At 61.5% G+C, this 18,129-nt stretch carries 15 protein-coding genes and 1 pseudogene; 11 read left to right on the top strand and 5 right to left on the bottom strand.

What is annotated here, in order from left to right; genetic code table 11:
* Positions 1-61: 61 nt before the first annotated feature.
* The 11 genes and pseudogenes from NKJ81_RS23090 (at position 62) to NKJ81_RS23040 (ending at position 12,942) form a co-directional block, all read left to right on the top strand.
* A complete protein-coding gene (locus tag NKJ81_RS23090) occupies positions 62-403 on the top strand; it encodes a hypothetical protein (protein ID WP_352541854.1) in 342 nt (113 codons plus the stop codon).
* 695 nt (positions 404-1,098) lie between these two features.
* Entirely contained in the window at positions 1,099-1,491 is a 393-nt protein-coding gene (locus NKJ81_RS23085; protein WP_353016357.1) for a hypothetical protein, read from the top strand.
* Positions 1,492-2,078: 587 nt separating this feature from the next.
* Positions 2,079-2,776, top strand: a pseudogene (locus tag NKJ81_RS23080) (ArdC family protein); the annotation flags it as partial.
* 553 nt (positions 2,777-3,329) lie between these two features.
* A complete protein-coding gene (locus NKJ81_RS23075; RefSeq protein ID WP_352474341.1) occupies positions 3,330-4,241 on the top strand; it encodes a carbohydrate ABC transporter permease in 912 nt (303 codons plus the stop codon).
* A complete protein-coding gene (locus NKJ81_RS23070) occupies positions 4,241-5,140 on the top strand; it encodes a carbohydrate ABC transporter permease (protein ID WP_352503255.1) in 900 nt (299 codons plus the stop codon). Before NKJ81_RS23075 ends, NKJ81_RS23070 begins: the two co-directional genes overlap by 1 nt.
* A 47-nt stretch (positions 5,141-5,187) precedes the next feature.
* A complete protein-coding gene (locus NKJ81_RS23065) occupies positions 5,188-6,717 on the top strand; it encodes an ABC transporter substrate-binding protein (protein ID WP_352541853.1) in 1,530 nt (509 codons plus the stop codon).
* 65 nt (positions 6,718-6,782) lie between these two features.
* Entirely contained in the window at positions 6,783-8,312 is a 1,530-nt protein-coding gene (locus NKJ81_RS23060; protein ID WP_352541852.1) for a xylulokinase, read from the top strand.
* Positions 8,305-9,630 (top strand): iron-containing alcohol dehydrogenase, encoded by a 1,326-nt coding sequence (locus tag NKJ81_RS23055; protein WP_352541851.1) that lies wholly within the window; start codon positions 8,305-8,307, stop codon positions 9,628-9,630. The genes NKJ81_RS23060 and NKJ81_RS23055 overlap by 8 nt, the downstream gene beginning before the upstream one ends.
* A gap of 77 nt (positions 9,631-9,707) precedes the next feature.
* Complete coding sequence (locus NKJ81_RS23050; protein WP_352541850.1) at positions 9,708-10,790, top strand: ABC transporter ATP-binding protein; 1,083 nt, start codon at positions 9,708-9,710, stop codon at positions 10,788-10,790.
* Complete coding sequence (locus tag NKJ81_RS23045; protein ID WP_352541849.1) at positions 10,791-11,846, top strand: hypothetical protein; 1,056 nt, start codon at positions 10,791-10,793, stop codon at positions 11,844-11,846.
* A gap of 97 nt (positions 11,847-11,943) precedes the next feature.
* Positions 11,944-12,942 carry a sugar-binding transcriptional regulator gene (locus NKJ81_RS23040; protein WP_352541848.1) on the top strand — a complete coding sequence of 333 codons (999 nt, stop codon included), beginning with the start codon at positions 11,944-11,946 and terminating at the stop codon, positions 12,940-12,942.
* A gap of 52 nt (positions 12,943-12,994) precedes the next feature.
* Here NKJ81_RS23040 and NKJ81_RS23035 read toward each other — a convergent pair whose 3' ends face one another.
* The 5 genes from NKJ81_RS23035 to NKJ81_RS23015 form a co-directional block, all read right to left on the bottom strand.
* The gene (locus NKJ81_RS23035) at positions 12,995-13,726 is read right to left on the bottom strand and encodes an ATP-binding cassette domain-containing protein (RefSeq protein ID WP_254819755.1); all 732 of its coding nucleotides are present in this window, start codon (positions 13,724-13,726) and stop codon (positions 12,995-12,997) included.
* Between the two features lie 2 nt (positions 13,727-13,728).
* Complete coding sequence (locus tag NKJ81_RS23030; RefSeq protein ID WP_352541847.1) at positions 13,729-14,709, bottom strand: ABC transporter permease; 981 nt, start codon at positions 14,707-14,709, stop codon at positions 13,729-13,731.
* 195 nt (positions 14,710-14,904) lie between these two features.
* Positions 14,905-15,888: a sugar ABC transporter substrate-binding protein gene (locus tag NKJ81_RS23025; RefSeq protein ID WP_502895713.1), complete on the bottom strand. Its 984-nt coding sequence runs from the start codon at positions 15,886-15,888 to the stop codon at positions 14,905-14,907.
* Positions 15,889-15,927: 39 nt separating this feature from the next.
* On the bottom strand, positions 15,928-17,133 hold the full coding sequence (locus NKJ81_RS23020) for a mandelate racemase/muconate lactonizing enzyme family protein (protein WP_352541846.1): 1,206 nt from the start codon (positions 17,131-17,133) through the stop codon (positions 15,928-15,930).
* Positions 17,134-17,147: 14 nt separating this feature from the next.
* Entirely contained in the window at positions 17,148-17,867 is a 720-nt protein-coding gene (locus tag NKJ81_RS23015) for a FadR/GntR family transcriptional regulator (RefSeq protein WP_352503247.1), read from the bottom strand.
* Between the last annotated feature and the right edge of the window lie 262 nt (positions 17,868-18,129).

The raw sequence follows: 18,129 nt of genomic DNA, 5'->3' as shown, positions 1-18,129 counted from the left end.
TCCCACTGGAACCAATGCGACCGGGTCCGGTTAACAATCGAAGGGGCCCCTCGGATCTTGAATGATGGTCGATCTTTTGAACATCGAGCTGCCTAAAGCCAGGCAGCGCGTGAAACGAGCGGAGCTGTCTCTCCAGCGTGCGACCGAAATGCTGGACAAAGACTGCGGCGTCGGCATTAACATCGCGCTGTGCGACAGGATTAGGTCTGCACAACGTCGACTGGCCGAGGCCAGAGAACGTCTGGTCAAGATAGATTCCACCTGCACGGACTGCGGTCTGACGCTGAACATCCGGCCGCTTGGCGGAGCATCGCAACAGCCGCAAATTTCCGCGCGATGCGCGATCAGGGCCACTGGTATTCCAGAGCTTCCATGCGTCCACAAACCGACGGTTGGAGCGTAAAGGACGAACTCGGCACCGAAATGTCAGGTCGTCCCCCGGTCGCTACCGGCAGCAACAAGGTGGTACCGGAAGTTGTTGCCGATGCGTCGTCGAAATAGCGACCCTGGCGGATGCGGCCCGGAACGCGGCAAAGGTCTCCGGCGGAACGCTGTCAAACTCGGTATGCCTTGGCGCTGGCTACAAACCAGACCGAGAGGATTCTTCTTTCCGGATCAGACCCCGTTTTGCGTATGGAGGTGGAGGGCATGACGGCAACTCGGGTCGAGACGGTCAACGAGCGGAGAGGCAGTCGCGTTCCTTGTCTCCGTCCCTCAGCAATCGGCGCAAACGCCGAACATGGAGCTGGCGCTCCTGCGAGGAAGCGGAAAGAGATCGGAGGGTCGTCTGCGGACGCTGCAGCCGCCCACGCGCCCGCTCAAGGCTTAGTTTCTTCCTGGGGAGGAGCTTGTGGGTCAGGACAATCAGGGACGACGGAGTGGTACGCTTCGTTGTGGCAGAACGACCGCTTGATCGCAGCCACCTGGAACAGCGTCGAAATCGCAATCATCACCAATATCATCTGTCTCGTGCTTGGTTCGGTCTCACCTTGATTGTCGCCGCGCACGCCGCGGCGCGTTGGAGGATGTCATTGGGATTCCTGTGTGAAAAGATCCGGGTAGGATTGCCGATTGGGCCTGTGCGCCCATAGTCACGGCATGAAGGCGGAGTACGTTGAACTGGTTTTGTTGGAGCAATCACTTGCCAATACAGGCGGTATGAATCGGGCGTTTTCCGACCGAGTGGATGACATCGCGGAGAAAACTGGCGGATCTGTCTTGTTCGACGTTCGCGTGGACGGCGATTCTCGCATTCAGAGGATGGCGGCGATTGGGTACGGCGCAAACGACACCGTGGTAGCAATCATGATGGATAAAAACGGACAACTTAGATCCGCGCCGGTGGACGCAGACAACGACTTTCTGGTGGCCGAATTAACCGTGTGGAGTTCGCTGCCGATGGCCGAGCAGGCCTCTGCCAACTATCACGGCGCGGCAGAGAGCTTGCTTGCGAAGCTTCGCAAATCGGGCCGTTTCGACCGGTCTACCTGATCTTTCTCAAAGTCGGATGGCGGTGGCGTGATGGCGAGACACACGGTAGCGCGTCGTGTGGGTCATGTCCCACGAGTCTGAATGTCCCACGAGTCTGAACCAAAAAGAATGTTTGATATCAAGCTCTTTACCGCGTCGGTGGCCCGCAAGGGCGAATTGGGACCTACAAGTTCAGCAATGATGGGCAAATTGTCCGCGTCGGTCTGAACGGGTCGACGGCACATGGACGATGCCGTCCGAATCGGTGACATAGCGCTCGCAGCGAGCCCGGATTGACCAGTTCGAGGTACGCGGGCTGATACGAGGCATCGATCACCCGCTGCAGGGTCAGATCGCTAGCGAGCGTCGCGCCGTACACGGTGGAGGCCAAGCCCGTGGCTGTGCCAAGCCCCCGTGGGCACGCTGGGGAAGCATGCCGTAGGGGCCGTCAATATAGGCGCTGCCGCGTGGCGCGCCGCTGCGATCGTGCCTGCTGGCAGGTATAGCTGCCTGCCGTCGCATAGGCCGTGGAGCCTGCATCGTCACCGTATCCAGCCATGCCGATCCTCACTTTGCAACATTCAGGTTCCGCCCACGTTGAGTTCGGCTCAGGCTGCGAGGAAAACACCTGGATGACCTACCGGCAGGCGCAGGACTTCGGTGGTCAAGCCCGAAAGGGCGAAAAAGGCACCCTCGTCGTCAAATATGGCACGTTCACGCCGAAGCATCACGACGATGACGAAGACCGCGCGATTCCATATCTGAAGGGCTACACCGTCTTCAATATTGAGCAGATCGAGAACATACCGGATCGCTTCTTCAGCCCCGCCGAGGAGCTCTCGGCAATCCGGCTCCGCACATCGAGGCCCTCGAGAGCTTCGTCCAGAACATCGGCGCAAGCGTCAGCTACGGTGGTGCCAAAGCTTGCTACCGGCCCAGCATCAACGACATCCTCATGCCTGACCGCGGGCGTTTCGACAGCGAGGTTCACCTTTACTCGACTTTGCTAGACGAGGTTTCGCATTGGTCCGGCGCAAAGCATCGCCTGGACCGCGATCTGACGGGCAGGTTCGGCAGTGAAGGCTACGCCGTGGAGGAGCTTGTTGCGGAGCTCGCGGCATCGTTCCTGTGTGCCGACCTGGGCGTGGCGCATGATCCACGCGACAACACAGCCGCCTATCTGGCGAGCTGGCTCGCCGTCCTTAAGAGTGACAAGAGAGCCATCATCACGGCCGCTGCGAAGGCGCAGGCCGCTGCCGAGTATCTCACAATGCTGCAGCCGGCCGTCGGACTGGAAGCCGCGTAATGAGATGGGGTGTCCGGAGGCCGGCGGTGGACTTCGGCGCCATCATAGCAATCGATCCTTCATCGTTCCACCTGGCGCCATTTGGTTGTCCGCGGACAACCACTGCTCTGTCTGAGGTGTTCTCCTGCATTCCCTGTGAGTTGTCCGCGGACAACTAAGCTCGAAACGGCATCAGGGTTAAGCATTTGTAAATTCGTAACGAAAAGGGTCTTATTGTAACTGCGCAGTTTATCGCATCTTAGCGCTAATTGCGCAGTTCGAGGGCCAAGGATGTTGCAGCCAAAATTGGCGGCGGCCCTGAGCGCGTTTGAGGCTGGTGCACGGCATTTGCCGGCGGCGTTTCCTCCAAAACAACTCCATACTCGGCGATCACGCATCCTCTGGGACCACGAGCAAATCCCTTGAGCCTGACTGAACCGACACTTGACAAATCGGCGGCCGTCCGACACGTTCTTAACAAAAGGCACAACAAACTTACAAAAGTTCAAGTTGGCACAATCTGGCCGATAGGGAGAAGGCCGATGCGTCTGTGTGACCGAGCGGAGATTTGCGCGTGAGCACGGTGACCGTGACCCGCGAAGCGCCCAGATGGGCCCTTCCCCGGTTCATGACGGCCGAGCATCCTTTCCCCTGGCTCGCGCCGATCACGGTGATGCTTCTCGTTTTCGGCATCTATCCCCTCGCCTATTCGGTCTGGCTGTCGCTTCACAAACGCAATGTCGTTTCCCGTCAGCTCGACTTCGCCGGGCTCCACCAATGGACGCGCGCCTTCTCGGATGCGCGTATGTGGCATTCGCTGGAAACCACGCTGATCTACACCTTCGTCGCGCTTGCGGTTCAGCTTGCGCTCGGCATCCTCATCGCGCTTCTGCTTGACACCGATCGCAAAGGTTACGGCGTGCTGCGGGCGCTGATGACACTGCCGCTGGTGGTGCCGCCTGCGGTGACCGGAATGATGTTCCTGCTGATGCAGGACGGCTCTTTCGGCGTCCTGTCGTTCTACCTCTATGCCCTCGACCTGATCTCGCCGGCACAGCCGATCCTGACGCAGCCCGGAACCGCATTGGCGGCGATCCTGCTGGCGGACATATGGCAATGGACGCCGTTCATGGTGCTCATCATCCTGGCAGGGCTCAGGGCGCTGCCGAAGGAACCTTTCGAGGCAGCCGCGATCGACGGTGCCAACGGCATCCAGACGTTCTTGCGGCTCACATTGCCGATGCTGCGCAAGGTGATAGCGGTCGCGGTGCTGATCCGCGGCGTCGATCTCTTTCGCATCTACGACTACGTCTACATCATCACCGCCGGCGGGCCAGGCACGGCCACCGAGACGCTTTCGTTCTACGCTGGCCGTATCTACTTCACCGGAGACTTCCCCTATGCCGCGACCCTGTCGCTGATCGTGCTCGTCGTCTTGATCGTCGTGTCGAATCTCTTCGTCAGGCTGTTCAAGGTGAGGTTCTGATGGAGTCGTCGCGCGCCCAAACGATCGCCCGCGACGTGCTCGCCGTTCTGGTGGTGGCGATCTTCATGTTCCCCATCGCGTGGTGGGCGCTGTCGTCTATCAAACCCTATTCGGCGATCTTCGACCGCAGCGGACCGGTCTACGTCGGTTTCACACCGACGCCGGACAATTACCGCGTGACGTTGCTTGGCGTCTCACGCGTCGACATCGGCATGGAACAGGGCGGCGAGGCGGCCGGGGTGATCAAGGGTGGCGCCAGTTCATACGATTCCCGCCAGTCGTTGCTCGACAGCGCCATCATAGCCGTCGGATCTACGGCGCTGACGCTGCTGCTGGCCACCCTGGCCGCCTATTGCCTGTCGCGAATGCAGTTCAGCGGCCAGCAGTCCTTCCTGTTCTGGATTCTTTCGCAGCGCTTCATGCCGCCAATCGCGATCGTCATTCCAATCGTTTTCATGTTCCGCGATCTCGGCTTGCGCGATACCTATACGGGCCTCGTCCTCGTTCACAGTTTGATCAACCTGCCGCTGGCGGTTCTGCTTTTGAAGTCGTTCTTCGACGATGTTCCGCGCGAGGTTGATGAGGCGGCGCTTATTGACGGCGCGACGCGCTGGCAGACGTTCCGACGCGTGGTCCTTCCCATGGTCAAGGGCGGCATCGCTGCGACGGCCGTGCTGTGTTTCATCTTTTCGTGGACCGAGTTCCTGCTCTCACTGTTCCTGACAACGTCGATCCGCACTGTGCCGGTGAAGATCTCGACCTTTGTCACCTCGACCGCGACCGAGTGGGGCTACATCACAGCGCTCGGCACGTCCGCGATCATACCCAGCTTCATCTTTATCCTGCTGGTTCAACGGCATCTGGTCCGCGGCCTCACCCTCGGATCGCTGAAGGAGTGAGGCGCTGACGAGAAGAACGACGACAAAAACGCAATGGAGGAACGATCATGAGCTTCAGTGAACACGACAAGAAGACATTCGTAGCCGATACCTGCAATGACTTTACGGCGCGCCGGATAACCAAACGCGACTTCATGAGGAAGATGGCGCTCGCCGGTGTCGGCTTTTCCGCCTTCGGATCGGCCATGCTAGGTGGTGGCCGCACCAGTCGGGGGATGCTGGGCCTCGGGGTTGAAGAAGCCCGCGCCCAGGACGCCGATATGCTGAAGTGGCTGGCCGACGTCGGCAAACCATATGCCGGCACCAAAATCCGCTACACGTCGGAAGCGACGCCGCCAACGATTGTTGCCAACCAGCTTGTCGCGGGTGAATTCACCAAGGCAACCGGCATTGAGGTGGAAGTCGAGATCGTGCCGCTGGAGCAGGTTCTCGCCAAGGCGACGCAAGACGTACAGGGCCAGCTTGGCACCTATGACGTCTACTATCTCGACCAGTCCTGGATGGCGACATTTGCCCAGGATGTCGTCGATCCGCGCGAGTATTACGACCAGAACAAAGAACTGGCGATGCCGAACTTCGACTGGGACGATTTCTCCAAGCCGCTGGTCGACGGCATCGCCATGTACAACGGCAAACAGTGCGGAATTCCATTCGATATTCCGATCTTCATCCTGATGTACCGCAAGGATCTTTTCGACAAACACAACATTGCCCTGCCGACAGACCTCGACGCCTACCTCAAGGCCGTCCAGGCGCTTACAGAGGCAGAAAAGAGCAACGGCATCTTCGGCACCGCGTGCCAGGCGAAGTCCGGCCACTATTCGCTGGAATGCGACTGGACCTTCGCATTGTGGGGCCATGGCGGTTCTGTCTTCAACAAGGACAAGAAGTTTGTCGGCAATGACGAGCGCGGCGTGGCCGGGCTCAAATTCTATCAGGAGCTGGTCAAGAACTCGCCGCCGTCGGCGACGACTTGGACCTGGGACGGCCAAGGACAGGCCCTGACACAGGGACAAGCCGCCATGGCAATCACCTGGGGCGAGGATTTCCCCGGCTTCGATGCCAAGGATTCCAAGGTCAAAGGCCTGTTCGAGGCCCTGCCCGCGCCCAAGGAAGTTCCTGGTCGTCGCGCCGCTGCCGATTGCGGCTTCAACGAAATCCCGGCCGTCGGCCACCAGGGCGGCTCGACGATCTCGCTGTCGCAATATTCCAAGAACAAGGAAGCGGCATGGCTGTTCATGCAGTGGGTCTGCTCGAAGGATGTCATGGCGCGGGTATCGACGCTCGGCGGCGGCGCCTCGCCGATGCGCAATTCCTCTTTTACAGATCCTCGGGTCAAGGCGAAGGCTGTTGTCGGCCCCGGAACGACACGCCATTTCGACGCGATCAAATACACGATCGACAATCAGATGGGATCTGAGCCGGACATGCCGATCTGGGCGGATCTGTCGAACAACGACATTCCGGTTGAGCTCGGCAAGTTGCTTACGGGCCAAGACTATGGCGGCGATGCCAAGGCGTGCCTCGATGCCATTGCCGGCATTGTCGACGGCAAAGTCAAGGACGCCGGTCTTTAGCGGCTGGTCGGTGATTTGGGCGAAGGCGGCTTCGGCCGCCCTCGCCGTTTGGCAACGTGGCGGCAATGGTTCCTGATCTCGTCATCGGCATTGATTCCTCGACCTCGGCAACCAAGGCGATCGCCTGGGACCGCAATGGTCTGGCCGTGGCCGAAGGTCGTGCACCGCTTGCAATGTCCAACCCGCGTTCGGGCTATTTCGAGCAGGATCCGGCCGAGTGGTGGACCTCGACGGTCGCAGCGCTGCGCGCCGTGACGTCAACGGTTTCGCCGGCACGCATTGCCGCCCTCGCGATTGCCAACCAGCGCGAGAGCTTCGGACTTTTCGACGAGCAAGGCGAAGCGGTCGGGCCGGCGACGCTCTGGCTCGATGAGCGCGCCCGTGGCAAAGCACGCCGCTTCGGCGAGAGTTTCGGCGCGGCACGCGTCCACGCAATATCCGGCAAGCCGCTGGACGTCATTCCTTGCCTTTACCGCATGATCTGGTTCCGCGAGCAAGAGCCCGAGATTTTTGCCCGCGTGGAGCGGATGGCCGAAGTCCACGGCTATCTGGTCTTTCGCTTGAGCGGCCGGTGGGTGACGTCCACCGCATCCGCCGACCCGATGGGCATACTCGATATGCGGGCTATGGACTGGTCGAACGATATACTGGAGGCAGCGGGCGTCGCCCGGCGCATGATGCCGGATCTGGCGCGGCCCGGCACCGTTCTGGGCCAACTGACGTCGCAAGCGGCCATTTCGACGGGCCTGCGCGAGGGCACGCCGATCGTCGCCGGCGGCGGCGACGGTCAATGCGCCGGCACGGGCGCTGGTGTGTTGCAGCCGCGATGCGCTTACATCAACCTCGGCACGGCGGTCGTCTCCGGCAGCTTCGGCACGGACTACGTCCACGACCAGGCCTTCCGCACCGAAACGGCGGTCGCCGATAATGGCTACATCTACGAGACGTGCCTTCGCGCCGGCACTTTTCTTGTCGACTGGATGGCGCGCGAAATGCTTGGCGTCGATCTGCATGGCGCAAGCGATGCGCTGGAGGCGCTCGAGACCGAAGCCGCTGCCAGCCCGATCGGCGCAGGCGGCATAATGCTCCTGCCCTACTGGCAGGGCGTCATGGACCCGCACTGGGATAGTGCGGCCCGTGGTGTGATTGCCGGGCTTTCGGGCTCGAGCCGCCGCGGCGACATCTATCGCGCCGTGCTCGAAGGCATAGCGCTGCATCAGGCCGCGACAAGTCAGCGGGCGGCTGCGGCTGCCGCCCAGACCATCGACCAGTTCATAGCCATCGGCGGAGGAGCGAAGTCCGACCTGTGGATGCAGATTCTGGCGGATGCACTCGATCGTCCAATAAAGCGTTCGACGACCGTCGAAGCCTCCTCGCTAGGCGCGGCGATGGCGGCGGCAAAGGGGGTGGGCTGGTTTTCCACGATCGCCGAAGCGTCGCTCGCAATGGCCAGCGAGCCGGCCAAAACCTTCGAACCGGACACGAAACGGGCCGCGCTCTACGCCGAACTTCTTGCGATCCATGCTGATCTTTGGCCAACGCTTGCAGCCTGGAACCAACGCCTCGCGGCCTTCATGGAGGCCGATCATGGCTGAAGCGACCAACTGGAGCGCGTTGATCGAGGACGTTGTCGCTGGACGCTGGACAGATCCCAAGACAGGCGCGGCCGCGGTCCTGCCGTTCCAGACCATCGAATTGCTGGAGACGACGGAAGGCCGCGAGGCGGATCTCGTTGCGCCGCTGAAGCTAGGCAGCCGCATCGCCGTGGTCTCCGATATCAACACCGTCGATGTGATGGGCAGGCGCGTCGCGAAGGCGCTGCGTGCCATCGCCGACATCGACGAAATCGTGCTGCCTGACGGCCTCGACTGTGATGAGGCGACGATCCAGATGGTCAGGGAGAAGACACGTCACGCCGAAGGGGTCGTGGCCGTCGGGTCGGGCGTCCTCAATGACAGCTGCAAGCATGCAACCTTCCTCGACGAGCGACCCTATGCCGTCTTCGGCACGGCCGCCTCGATGAATGGCTACGGCGCCTCGACAGCGTCGGTGACCTTGGCCTCCGGGCTCAAGATCTCGCTGCCTTCACACGCGCCCCGGGGCATCTTCCTGGACCTTGGCGTGTCGGCCGCAGCGCCCGCCTGGCTCAGCGCCGCCGGGCTTGGCGACAGCCTCTGCCGCTCCACGGCCCAGATCGACTGGTGGGCTTCGCATCGGCTGTTCGACACTTACTATTCCGAGGTGCCCTACCTGCTGCAGGCGGGCGATGAGGAGCCGATGCTGGCCCATGCGCCTGGCCTTGCCAGGCATGACGTCACCGCTGTCGGGCATCTCCAGCGCGTCTTGACGCTGTGCTCGATGGGCGTGTGCTTTGCCGGCGTTTCCCATCCCGGGTCCATGGGAGAGCACCAGATTTCCCATTGGGTCGACATGTTCGCGGGAGAGCGTCATCCCGGCACCACGCACGGCCAGCAGGTCGGGGTTGCCTCGCTGGTCATGGCGCGTCTGCAAGCGCGGCTGCTGGACATGAAAGAGCCGCCGCAGGTGAAGCCGACCGCCATCGACGAAGCGGCGATGCTGGCCCGCTATGGCGCGCAGCTTGGACCACTTTGCATTGCCGAGATGAAGAAGACGGCACTCGACGCCAGCCAGTCGGAAATCTTCAACCGCAGGCTTGCGGAAATCTGGCCGGCGCTGCGCCAGGAGGTTCGGCCCATGGCAATGCCGGTCGCCCGCATGGAGGCAGCACTCAAGGCTGCGGGAGGGCCGGTCACCGGCGCGGAACTAGAGCTGCCGCGCGCGCTTTGGCACGACGCCATTCGCTATTCGCGAGAAATCCGCGGCCGATGGTCCTTTGTCAACCTGGCCGCCGATGCGGGACTCTTGGAAGAGTTTCTGGAGAGCGAATGGTGAGAGCGCATCCGATCGCCAATCGCTCGCATGGCGAAAATGAGATCCAACCGGCAAGGGCAATCGAAGGGTAGCAATTTATGGCGTCTGTCACCATCAGCAACATAAAGAAGGACTATGGCGCCCTCTCGATTATCGACGGACTCGATCTCTCGATCGAGGATGGCCAGTTCGTCGTTCTGCTGGGGCCGTCCGGCTGCGGCAAGTCCACTCTGTTGCGCATGATAGCCGGTCTCGAGCCCATCACGTCCGGTGAGATCGCCATAGGTGACAGGGTCGTCAACATGCTCCATCCCAAAGACCGCAATATCGCGATGGTCTTCCAGAATTACGCGCTTTACGCGCACATGACCGTCTTCGACAACATGGCCTTTTCCATGCAGTTGAAGAAGCGCCCCAACGAAGAAATCAAACAGAAGGTCGGGTGGGCGGCATCGATCCTCAACCTGACACCCTATCTGGAACGGTATCCCCGCCAGCTTTCGGGCGGCCAGCGGCAGCGCGTCGCCATGGGTCGCGCCATCGTGCGGGACCCAACTGTGTTCCTGTTCGACGAACCGCTGTCCAATCTCGATGCCAAGCTGCGGGTGCAGATGCGCACCGAAATCAAGGAGCTCCACCAGCGGCTGAAGACCACCACCGTCTATGTCACGCATGACCAGATCGAGGCCATGACCATGGCCGATGTCATCGTCATTATGCGCGACGGCCATATCGAGCAGATCGGGCGCCCGCTCGATGTCTACGATCGCCCGGCAAACCTCTTCGTCGCCTCCTTCATCGGCTCGCCCGCAATGAACATGTTCCATGGCGAGGTGGCTTCCGAGCGCGACGCCTGGGTGGTGCGGACCGACGAGCTATCCCTCCCGCTCCCGCCAGGGGCTGCGGTCCGGCCCGGCCAAAAGGTGATCTACGGCATTCGCCCCGAACATCTTCGACCAGTGGCCGACGGGCGCGGCATTCCAGCGAGGATTACGGTTGTCGAGCCGACTGGCCCCGAAATCCACATCTTTGCCAGCATGGGCAACACCGCGATCTGCTCGGTGCTGCATGACCGCATGGAGGTCTCTCCTGGAGCTGTGATCCATGTGGAGCCGGCGCCTGAGCGAATCCACCTGTTCGACGAAGGCAGCGGCGAGCGGCTGGACAAGGGAAGAAGCTGAATGGCGCGGATCGTTATCCTCGGCGCCGGCGTCATGGGCTCTGCCATGACGCTTCCGGCCGCTCACGCTGGTAACCGCATCACTCTTGTCGGGACCCATCTCGATGAGGAGATCGTCGGCTCCGTGGCCAGCACAAGTCATCACCCACGCCTCAACATCAATCTGCCTGATGTGGTAACCGCCTGTTCCTGGACCGAATTCGGGGCGGCGATGAACGATGGACCCGATCTGCTTGTACTCGGCGTCTCGTCGGCCGGCATTCCTTGGGCGATCGACCGCATTGCAGAAAGCATCAAGTCGCCCGTGCCGATACTGATGATTACGAAAGGGCTTGCGGCAAGCGACGAAGGCGTGGAAATCCTGCCACATCTGCTTGCCCGCGAGATCGAGCAACGCACTGGCTTGTCGGTCCCGGTGATGGCCGTCGGCGGACCGTGCATTGCCGGCGAACTGGCGGCGCAGCGCGACACCTCAGTGATCGTGGCCGGGCATGATCCCGACCAGGTGGCCGCGGCGTCCCGCATTCTGCGCGCGCCTTTCTATCATGCGCGATCGTCATCCGATCTCGTCGGCGTCGAGATCTGCGCCGCTTTCAAGAATTTCTACACACTCGCCGTTGGAGCTCCCGTCGGGCTGCTCGAGCGCGACGGCAAGGCGCCCAATGGCGCACTGATGCACAATCTTGCCTCGTCGCTATTCTCGCAGTCCCTCGCCGAGATGGCGATTCTGGTCGAAGCCCTGGGTGGAAAGGTCGAAACAGTGCTGGGGCTGGCCGGCTCCGGCGATCTTTACGTGACCTGCCAGGCGGGCCGTAACGGTCGCATGGGGCGCCTGCTCGGCCGCGGCCTGCCCTATTCCGTGGCGAAGCGCGAACATATGAGTTCAGACACGGTCGAGGGCGCGCAACTGGCGCTGGACCTTGGTCCGACTTTGAAGAATATGATGGCCCGGGGTGTACTTCCCCACGATCGCCTGCCGCTGACGAGCGCCATCATCGACGCAATTTGCCATGATGCTCCGCTGGTTTTGTCCTTCGACCGCTATCATCGAGGCTAGCGGAGCCGGGAAACTCGATTGATGCCTCATATCGATGAGCACATGGCTCCGCCGAGCCGGTCTGGACCCGCTGCCGCGGAGTGGACAGGATGATCTGATGGAGAAACCAGCGCGAAAGAAACGCGACGGCCGCCAAGCCGTAACGAGTTCCGTCACGGCCGATCGCGAGGAAGGGCTGCTCGTGCGCGCCGCCTGGCTTGCTTATGTCGGTGACCTGACGCAGGCGCAAATCGCCAAGTCTCTTGGCCTGACCCGCCTTCGCGTCAACCGGATGCTGGCGCATGCCCGTCAGCGCGGGATCGTTCAGATTCGCATCAATTCCAAGGTGGCGAACTGCATCGAGCTGGAGCACCGGCTGCGGGACGCCTATGGCGTTTCCGACCCAATCGTGGTTCCGACACCGCCCGATCCTACCCTGGTGCCACAGGTGATCGCAGCCGCTGCCGGTGAAGCCCTGTCGCATAGAATCCGTGACGGGATATCGGTGGGCGTGGGATGGGGACGCACGCTCCAGCTTAGTCTGCGCTCAGTGACCGTGCGCCCCGTCAAAGGCATGTCGGTCGTTTCCCTGCTTGGCGGGCTCACGCGTGGATCGGCGATCAACATCTATGAAATCGCCTCGCGGCTCGCGGCGCTCTTCGACGCGGAATGCTACTACATCGCGGCACCGGTGTTCACGGATACGGAGGCCACGCGCGATCTGCTTATGCGCCAGTCCATTCTGGAAGACGCCTTCACCCACGCCCGCGACGTTGACGCCGCTTTCGTTTCGGTGGGCGCGGTGCACAAAGACGCCACCATCTTTCGGATCGGACTGGTAGGAGACAATGATCTCAGATCGCTCCAAAAAGCCGGAGCCGTCGGCGATATCTGCGGTCACTGGATCGGCGCCGACGGACAACTCGTCGATCACCCGCTAAACAGCCGTGTCATCGGCCTCGCCCCCGAACATCTGCGCGACGTCGACACTGTGATCCTGCCCTCCGGCGGCCTCGACAAGGTTCCGGTGCTGCGCGCCGTGTTGCGTCTGGGAGTCGTCGATGTGCTGATCACCGACGAGAAAACCGCCGAGGCGATCCTTGCGGAAAAGCCGTAGCGCAGACTGACCTCTACCAGCCGAACGGCTCGCCAGTGACCGCTTCTTCGCGTCACAGAACCTCGTGGATTTCCTCGATCGAAGTCTCGCCGATCCGCTTGTCGAGAACGATCTCGCCGCGCGCCATCGCCACGACCCGGTCACAGCATTCGAAAACATGATGCATGTTGTGGCTGATGAAGACGCTGGTGATGTTCTGGGCCTTGAGGGCGCGAACGAAGCCGATCACCTTTCGCGTCTCCTTGACCGAGAGATGATTGGTCGGCTCGTCGAGGATCATGACTTTCGACTTGAAGTGCATGGCCCGGGCGATCGCCACGCCTTGGCGCTGGCCGCCCGACAGTTCGCCGACCAGCGCGTCGGGCGACCTCAGATGCAGATCGACGTCGGCGATCGCTTTGACGCTTTCGTCACGCATGCGCTTCTGGTCCAGGATGCCGATGCCGAAAACCGAGCCCTTCACCGGTTCGCGTCCGATGAAAACGTTGCGTGCGATGGTCATGGTCGGGACCATCGAATTGTACTGGTAGATCGTCTCGATACCGCGATCCATGGCGTCGCGCGGGTTCGAGAAGCGGACCGGTTCACCTTCGATCCTGATCTCGCCGCCATCGGGCTTTTGGGTGCCTGACAGGATGTTGATCAGCGTCGATTTGCCGGCGCCGTTATCGCCGACAAGGCCCAGCGCCTCGTCTGGATAAATGTCCAGAGTGACGTTCTTCAAGGCGTGGACGCCGGAATACCATTTCTGGAGCCCCTTGATCGCGATGATGGGTGCCGCCATGATCAGGTCTCCACCTTCATTGCCCTGCCCCGCTTTCGAAGCCAGGCGTTCACGACGACCGCGAAGATAGTCAGGAAGCCGATTGCCATCTTGAACCAGTTGGCGTCAACCTGGCTCAGCACCAGTCCGTTGTCGATGACGCGGATCAGGGCAGCCCCGATGATGCCGCCGAAGATAGTGCCAATGCCGCCAGTCAGCGAGGCGCCACCGATGACGGCAGCCGACACGGCTTGCAACTCCAGCCCCTCGCCGATCGAAGGCAGCGGCGCGCCAAGCCGCATCACCTGAATGGTGCCGGCAAAGCCGGCGAGCACCGAACAGATCATGAAGCAGGCGACCTTCACCCGGGCCGTCGGGATGCCCATCGATTGCGCGGCGGGCAGAAAGCCGCCGGTGGCGCGCACCCAGTTGCCGAAATTCGTGCGCGACAGAAGCACCGTCACCAGGATTGCCACGGCGAGAAACCAGAAGAACGACATGCGAAAGAGGTCGCCCGGCCCCACATAGATCGTAAACAGCCATTTCGGCAGAGCGTTGGCCGGGATGACAGGAGGGAAGCCACCGGAGATTACCACCGTCAGCGAACGCGCGATGAACAGCATGCCAAGCGTGGTGATGAAGCTCGGTATCGCGAAACGAATCGTTATGAACCCGTTGAAGAAGCCAATCAGGGCGGCGATCGCGAGCCCGGCGGCAAAGGCCGGCGCGAACGGCACGCCTGCCGCCAGCATCACCGCCATGGTCATCGGGGTCAGCGCAAATACCGAGCCTACCGAAAGATCAAACTCGCCGCATATCATCAGCAGGGTCACGCCGATCGCGACCAGCCCCATTTCAGGCAGCAGCCCAAGGATTCCGCGCACGTTCTGTGTGTTCAGAAATACGCCGTTCGAGCGAATCTGAAAGACGAGGAGAAGGAGGAGCAGGAACACGACCGCCGCAAGCTCAGGCTTCTCCAGATAAATCTTCATCAAGCGCTTCATCATTCGCTCCGGCTTGGGATTGTTTGCGCTGGCTTGTCGCATCGGCAAGGGGATGGCGGCAGTTTGTCGGCTACCGCCCCTGACATGGGAGATGCCGTTGGAGGATGGGACGGAGCCGACGCCCAAAGCCGTGCTGCCTGGCCCTCCCCTTGCCCCCTCCGCGTAAAGAACGAGGAGAGGACGCTGGCTTCGCGCCTACCGCACGCCTTGTGCGGCCAGTTCCTTGAGCTTCGGCACGTCTTCCTTGACGATGATGCCCTTGCCGGTGTCGATGTCTGCTGGCAGCAGACCGACGTTCTTGGCGAGATAGGCTTCCATCACCGGCATGAAGCCCTGCATGTAGGGCTGCTGGTCGACCTGAACCTGGATGTAACCCGCTTCCATCTGTTGCAGGACTTCCGAGACGATGTCGAAGCCGCCCATCAGCACCTTGCCCGGCTCGATGCCGCGATCGATCAGGACCTGGGCCACGTAGGCATGCCAAAGGCCGGTGTCGAAATACACCGTGGTGTCCGGGTGGGCAGACAGATAGGCGCCAACACGATCGGCGACGACGGCGCCATCTGTGCCGGTGTCGAGCCGTTCAATGACCACTTCGCGTCCGGCATTCGCCGCCTTGTATTCCTCAAGGAACTTCATGACGCCGGCAGCGCGCTGTTCCGACCAGTTCTGACCGGGCGCGGAGACGCCGACGAGCGCCCTGATCTTGCCTTCCTTGGGGAAGAACTCGGACATCTTCTTGCCGAGTTCGTAACCGGCGGGAATGAAGCCCTGGCCGATGAAGGCCTGGCGGGCATTGCCGGCTGCACCCTCGGTGTCGTCGACGTTGGACGCGATGACCGTGACGCCGGCAGCGCGGGCGTCGGCGATGATCTGGTCGAAGGCATTGTTGTCGACGATCGAGGTGATCAGCGCGTCCGGTTTTGCCGCGAGTGCCGCCTGCATGTTGGCCGACTGTTGCTCGATCGAACCTTCGGTCTGCGTGAAGACCATCTGGCAATTGGCCTGGATCTTGGCGCAGGCGTCGTCAAAGCCCTTCTTCACCGCCTGCCAGAACGGGTTCGACGCCGACGAATGATGCGTGAAGACGATGTTCATCGGCTCCTGTGCGCGTGAGCCGATTGCCGAGCCTCCAGCCAGTACTGCTGCCAAGGCTGCCGAGATAAGTAGCTTCTTCATGGTTCTCCTCCTCCGTAGAAAGCTGCTTCAGGTTCATTTTCAGAGAGTAGATGCCTCGCTCACCCGTCGAAGCGCCGTGAAGGCGCGATCGATCTCCGGGTTCAGTTCCATGCCGAGGCCCGGTCCGGGAGGCACGGTGATCATGCCGTTCTTCACCTGCGGCAAAGCGGTCACAAGGTCGCGGTACCAGGTCTTGTAAAAGGCCCTGACACTCTCCTGGACAAGCGCGTTCGGCGCATTCAGCGACAGGTGGGTCGATGCGCCGAGCACCACTGGACCTGTGCAGTCGTGTGGCGCGACCGGCAGGTGCCATGCTTCAGCCATGGCAGCGATCTTGCGCGCCTCCGAGAGCCCGCCGCACCAGCTGATATCAAGCATGATGACACCGGCCGCTCCGGTTTCGAGAAGGTCGCGGAAGGCCCACCGGGAACCGAGCGTTTCCGAAGCCGATATCGGCGCCAGCGAAGCCTCGGCATAGCGTTTCAGGCTGGACAGGCTGTCCATCCTGATTGGATCTTCGTGCCAGAAGGTCTTGTGGGGGGCAAGCTCGCGAGCGATCTGCATGGCCGGCAGCAGCTGCCACATTGAATGGAATTCAACCATGATGTCCATCTTGTCGCCGACCGCATTGCGGATTTTCTCGAACGGCGCCAGCGCGGAATTCAAGTCGGGCTGCGATATATACTGGCCGCGCGTTTTCTCGGCGGCCATGTCGAAGGGCCAGATCTTCATGGCCGTGATGCCTTCCTCCAACAACGAATGCGCCAGTTCGTCGGCGCGGTGAAGGAAGCCGTTCAGATCATCATAGGCGTCGCCAGGCTTATCGAGCCCGTAGTTGGCCGTCGTCTGCCCGGTGGCCTTCTTGATGTATTCGGTTCCGGCACAGGTGTTGTAGGTCCTGATCTCGTGCCTGGTGAACCCGCCGAGGAGTTGTGCGATCGGCTGACCCGTCGCCTTTCCGAACAGATCCCAAAGCGCGATGTCGAAAGCGGAATTGCCCCTGACTTCCGCGCCCGTCGATCGGAAACCGAGATAGCCGACGAGGTCGGCGGCAAGCAGGTCGATCTGCAAGGGGTCGCGCCCGATCACGCACGGCGCGACATATTCGTGCAGATAGGTCTCGACCGTTTCAGCCATGAAAAAGGTCTCGCCGAGTCCGACGAGGCCTTCGTCCGTGTGAACCAGGACCCACAGAAGGTTCGGCCGCTCCTTGAGCCGCAGCGTTTCCAGTTTCGTGATCTTCATTGCGCCCCTGCTCCTCAGGCGATGCCGGCCGCCAGCAGGGCCTTGACGCTCTCGTCAAAATGCCTCGCCATCAGGTCACGCGCCGACTGGGGATCACCGGTCTCGATTGCTTCGGCGAGGTCGATATGGATCTGGATCATCGCCAACTGCTCGGCATCCGAAGGGCGGGTCCGCCAGCCGATCGGCCAGGTCTGGCGCGATACGCGCTCGAACGCGCCGACGATGAGGCTGAAAACCGGATTCTTCGCAGCCTTGGCGATTTCGAGGTGAAAGGCGAGATCGTGCTCCATGACCTGTTCCGGCCGCTGGAAATTCTCGAGCATGGCGAGCGCGTGCGTCCTGATCCTTTCCACTTCGTCGGCTGTTCTGCGCAAGGCCGCCAGCATGGCGGTGCGGGTCTCAATCGTGCGGCGCACGTCATAGATTTGCTGCACCGTGATCTGCTCGGTGTGGACGCCATGCTCGATCACCAGTGACATCGCGCCATAATCCAGCTCGGCGACGGTAGCCCGTCTGCCCGCCCTCAGGTCGATAAGCCGCATGGCGGCGAGCGAGCTGAAGGCCTCGCGAACCACGGTACGCGAGACGCTCAATTGTCTCGAAAGCGCGGCCTCGCTGGGCAGCCGGTCGCCGGGCCCGAGCTCATGCGCGCGGATATGGCGCGTGATCTCGCCGATCGTATTGCTGACCAGGCTCGCTGCGTCGGAATGTTTTGCGGATACGGCCGTGCTCACGCAATCTCCCGTTCAGGAGTGGGCAAACCTGTATGGCAGGTTTTCCAGATATGTTGATAGTACATAGGAAAGCTGTAAGTCAATCGAGTCTTCGCCGGGAGACCTCGGCATCATCACCGGGGACATCGATGACCAGAGGCTTGCATGAGCGATGCTGTTGACGCGACCGATGCCGGTCGGCCGGGTGCGGGAGCCTGCGTGGTCGAACAGCGATCATCGCGCTTGGGTAGGGCAGACATTCTCGTCGTGAACACCGGCGGGC

The organism is Mesorhizobium sp. M0018, assembly GCF_040323955.1.
Taxonomy (GTDB): domain Bacteria; phylum Pseudomonadota; class Alphaproteobacteria; order Rhizobiales; family Rhizobiaceae; genus Mesorhizobium.
This window is presented reverse-complemented; position numbering and strand designations above follow the sequence as displayed.

Excerpts from the sequence above, each read along its gene's own strand:
- NKJ81_RS23085 (WP_353016357.1), top strand. The coding sequence starts at position 1,099 with ATGAAGGCGGAGTACGTTGAACTGGTTTTGTTGGAGCAATCACTTGCC.
- NKJ81_RS23025 (WP_502895713.1), bottom strand. The coding sequence starts at position 15,888 with ATGAAGAAGCTACTTATCTCGGCAGCCTTGGCAGCAGTACTGGCTGGA.
- NKJ81_RS23035 (WP_254819755.1), bottom strand. The coding sequence starts at position 13,726 with ATGGCGGCACCCATCATCGCGATCAAGGGGCTCCAGAAATGGTATTCC.
- NKJ81_RS23065 (WP_352541853.1), top strand. The coding sequence starts at position 5,188 with ATGAGCTTCAGTGAACACGACAAGAAGACATTCGTAGCCGATACCTGC.
- NKJ81_RS23050 (WP_352541850.1), top strand. The coding sequence starts at position 9,708 with ATGGCGTCTGTCACCATCAGCAACATAAAGAAGGACTATGGCGCCCTC.
- NKJ81_RS23045 (WP_352541849.1), top strand. The coding sequence starts at position 10,791 with ATGGCGCGGATCGTTATCCTCGGCGCCGGCGTCATGGGCTCTGCCATG.
- NKJ81_RS23090 (WP_352541854.1), top strand. The coding sequence starts at position 62 with ATGATGGTCGATCTTTTGAACATCGAGCTGCCTAAAGCCAGGCAGCGC.
- NKJ81_RS23070 (WP_352503255.1), top strand. The coding sequence starts at position 4,241 with ATGGAGTCGTCGCGCGCCCAAACGATCGCCCGCGACGTGCTCGCCGTT.
- NKJ81_RS23040 (WP_352541848.1), top strand. The coding sequence starts at position 11,944 with ATGGAGAAACCAGCGCGAAAGAAACGCGACGGCCGCCAAGCCGTAACG.
- NKJ81_RS23060 (WP_352541852.1), top strand. The coding sequence starts at position 6,783 with ATGGTTCCTGATCTCGTCATCGGCATTGATTCCTCGACCTCGGCAACC.
- NKJ81_RS23055 (WP_352541851.1), top strand. The coding sequence starts at position 8,305 with ATGGCTGAAGCGACCAACTGGAGCGCGTTGATCGAGGACGTTGTCGCT.
- NKJ81_RS23030 (WP_352541847.1), bottom strand. The coding sequence starts at position 14,709 with ATGAAGCGCTTGATGAAGATTTATCTGGAGAAGCCTGAGCTTGCGGCG.
- NKJ81_RS23020 (WP_352541846.1), bottom strand. The coding sequence starts at position 17,133 with ATGAAGATCACGAAACTGGAAACGCTGCGGCTCAAGGAGCGGCCGAAC.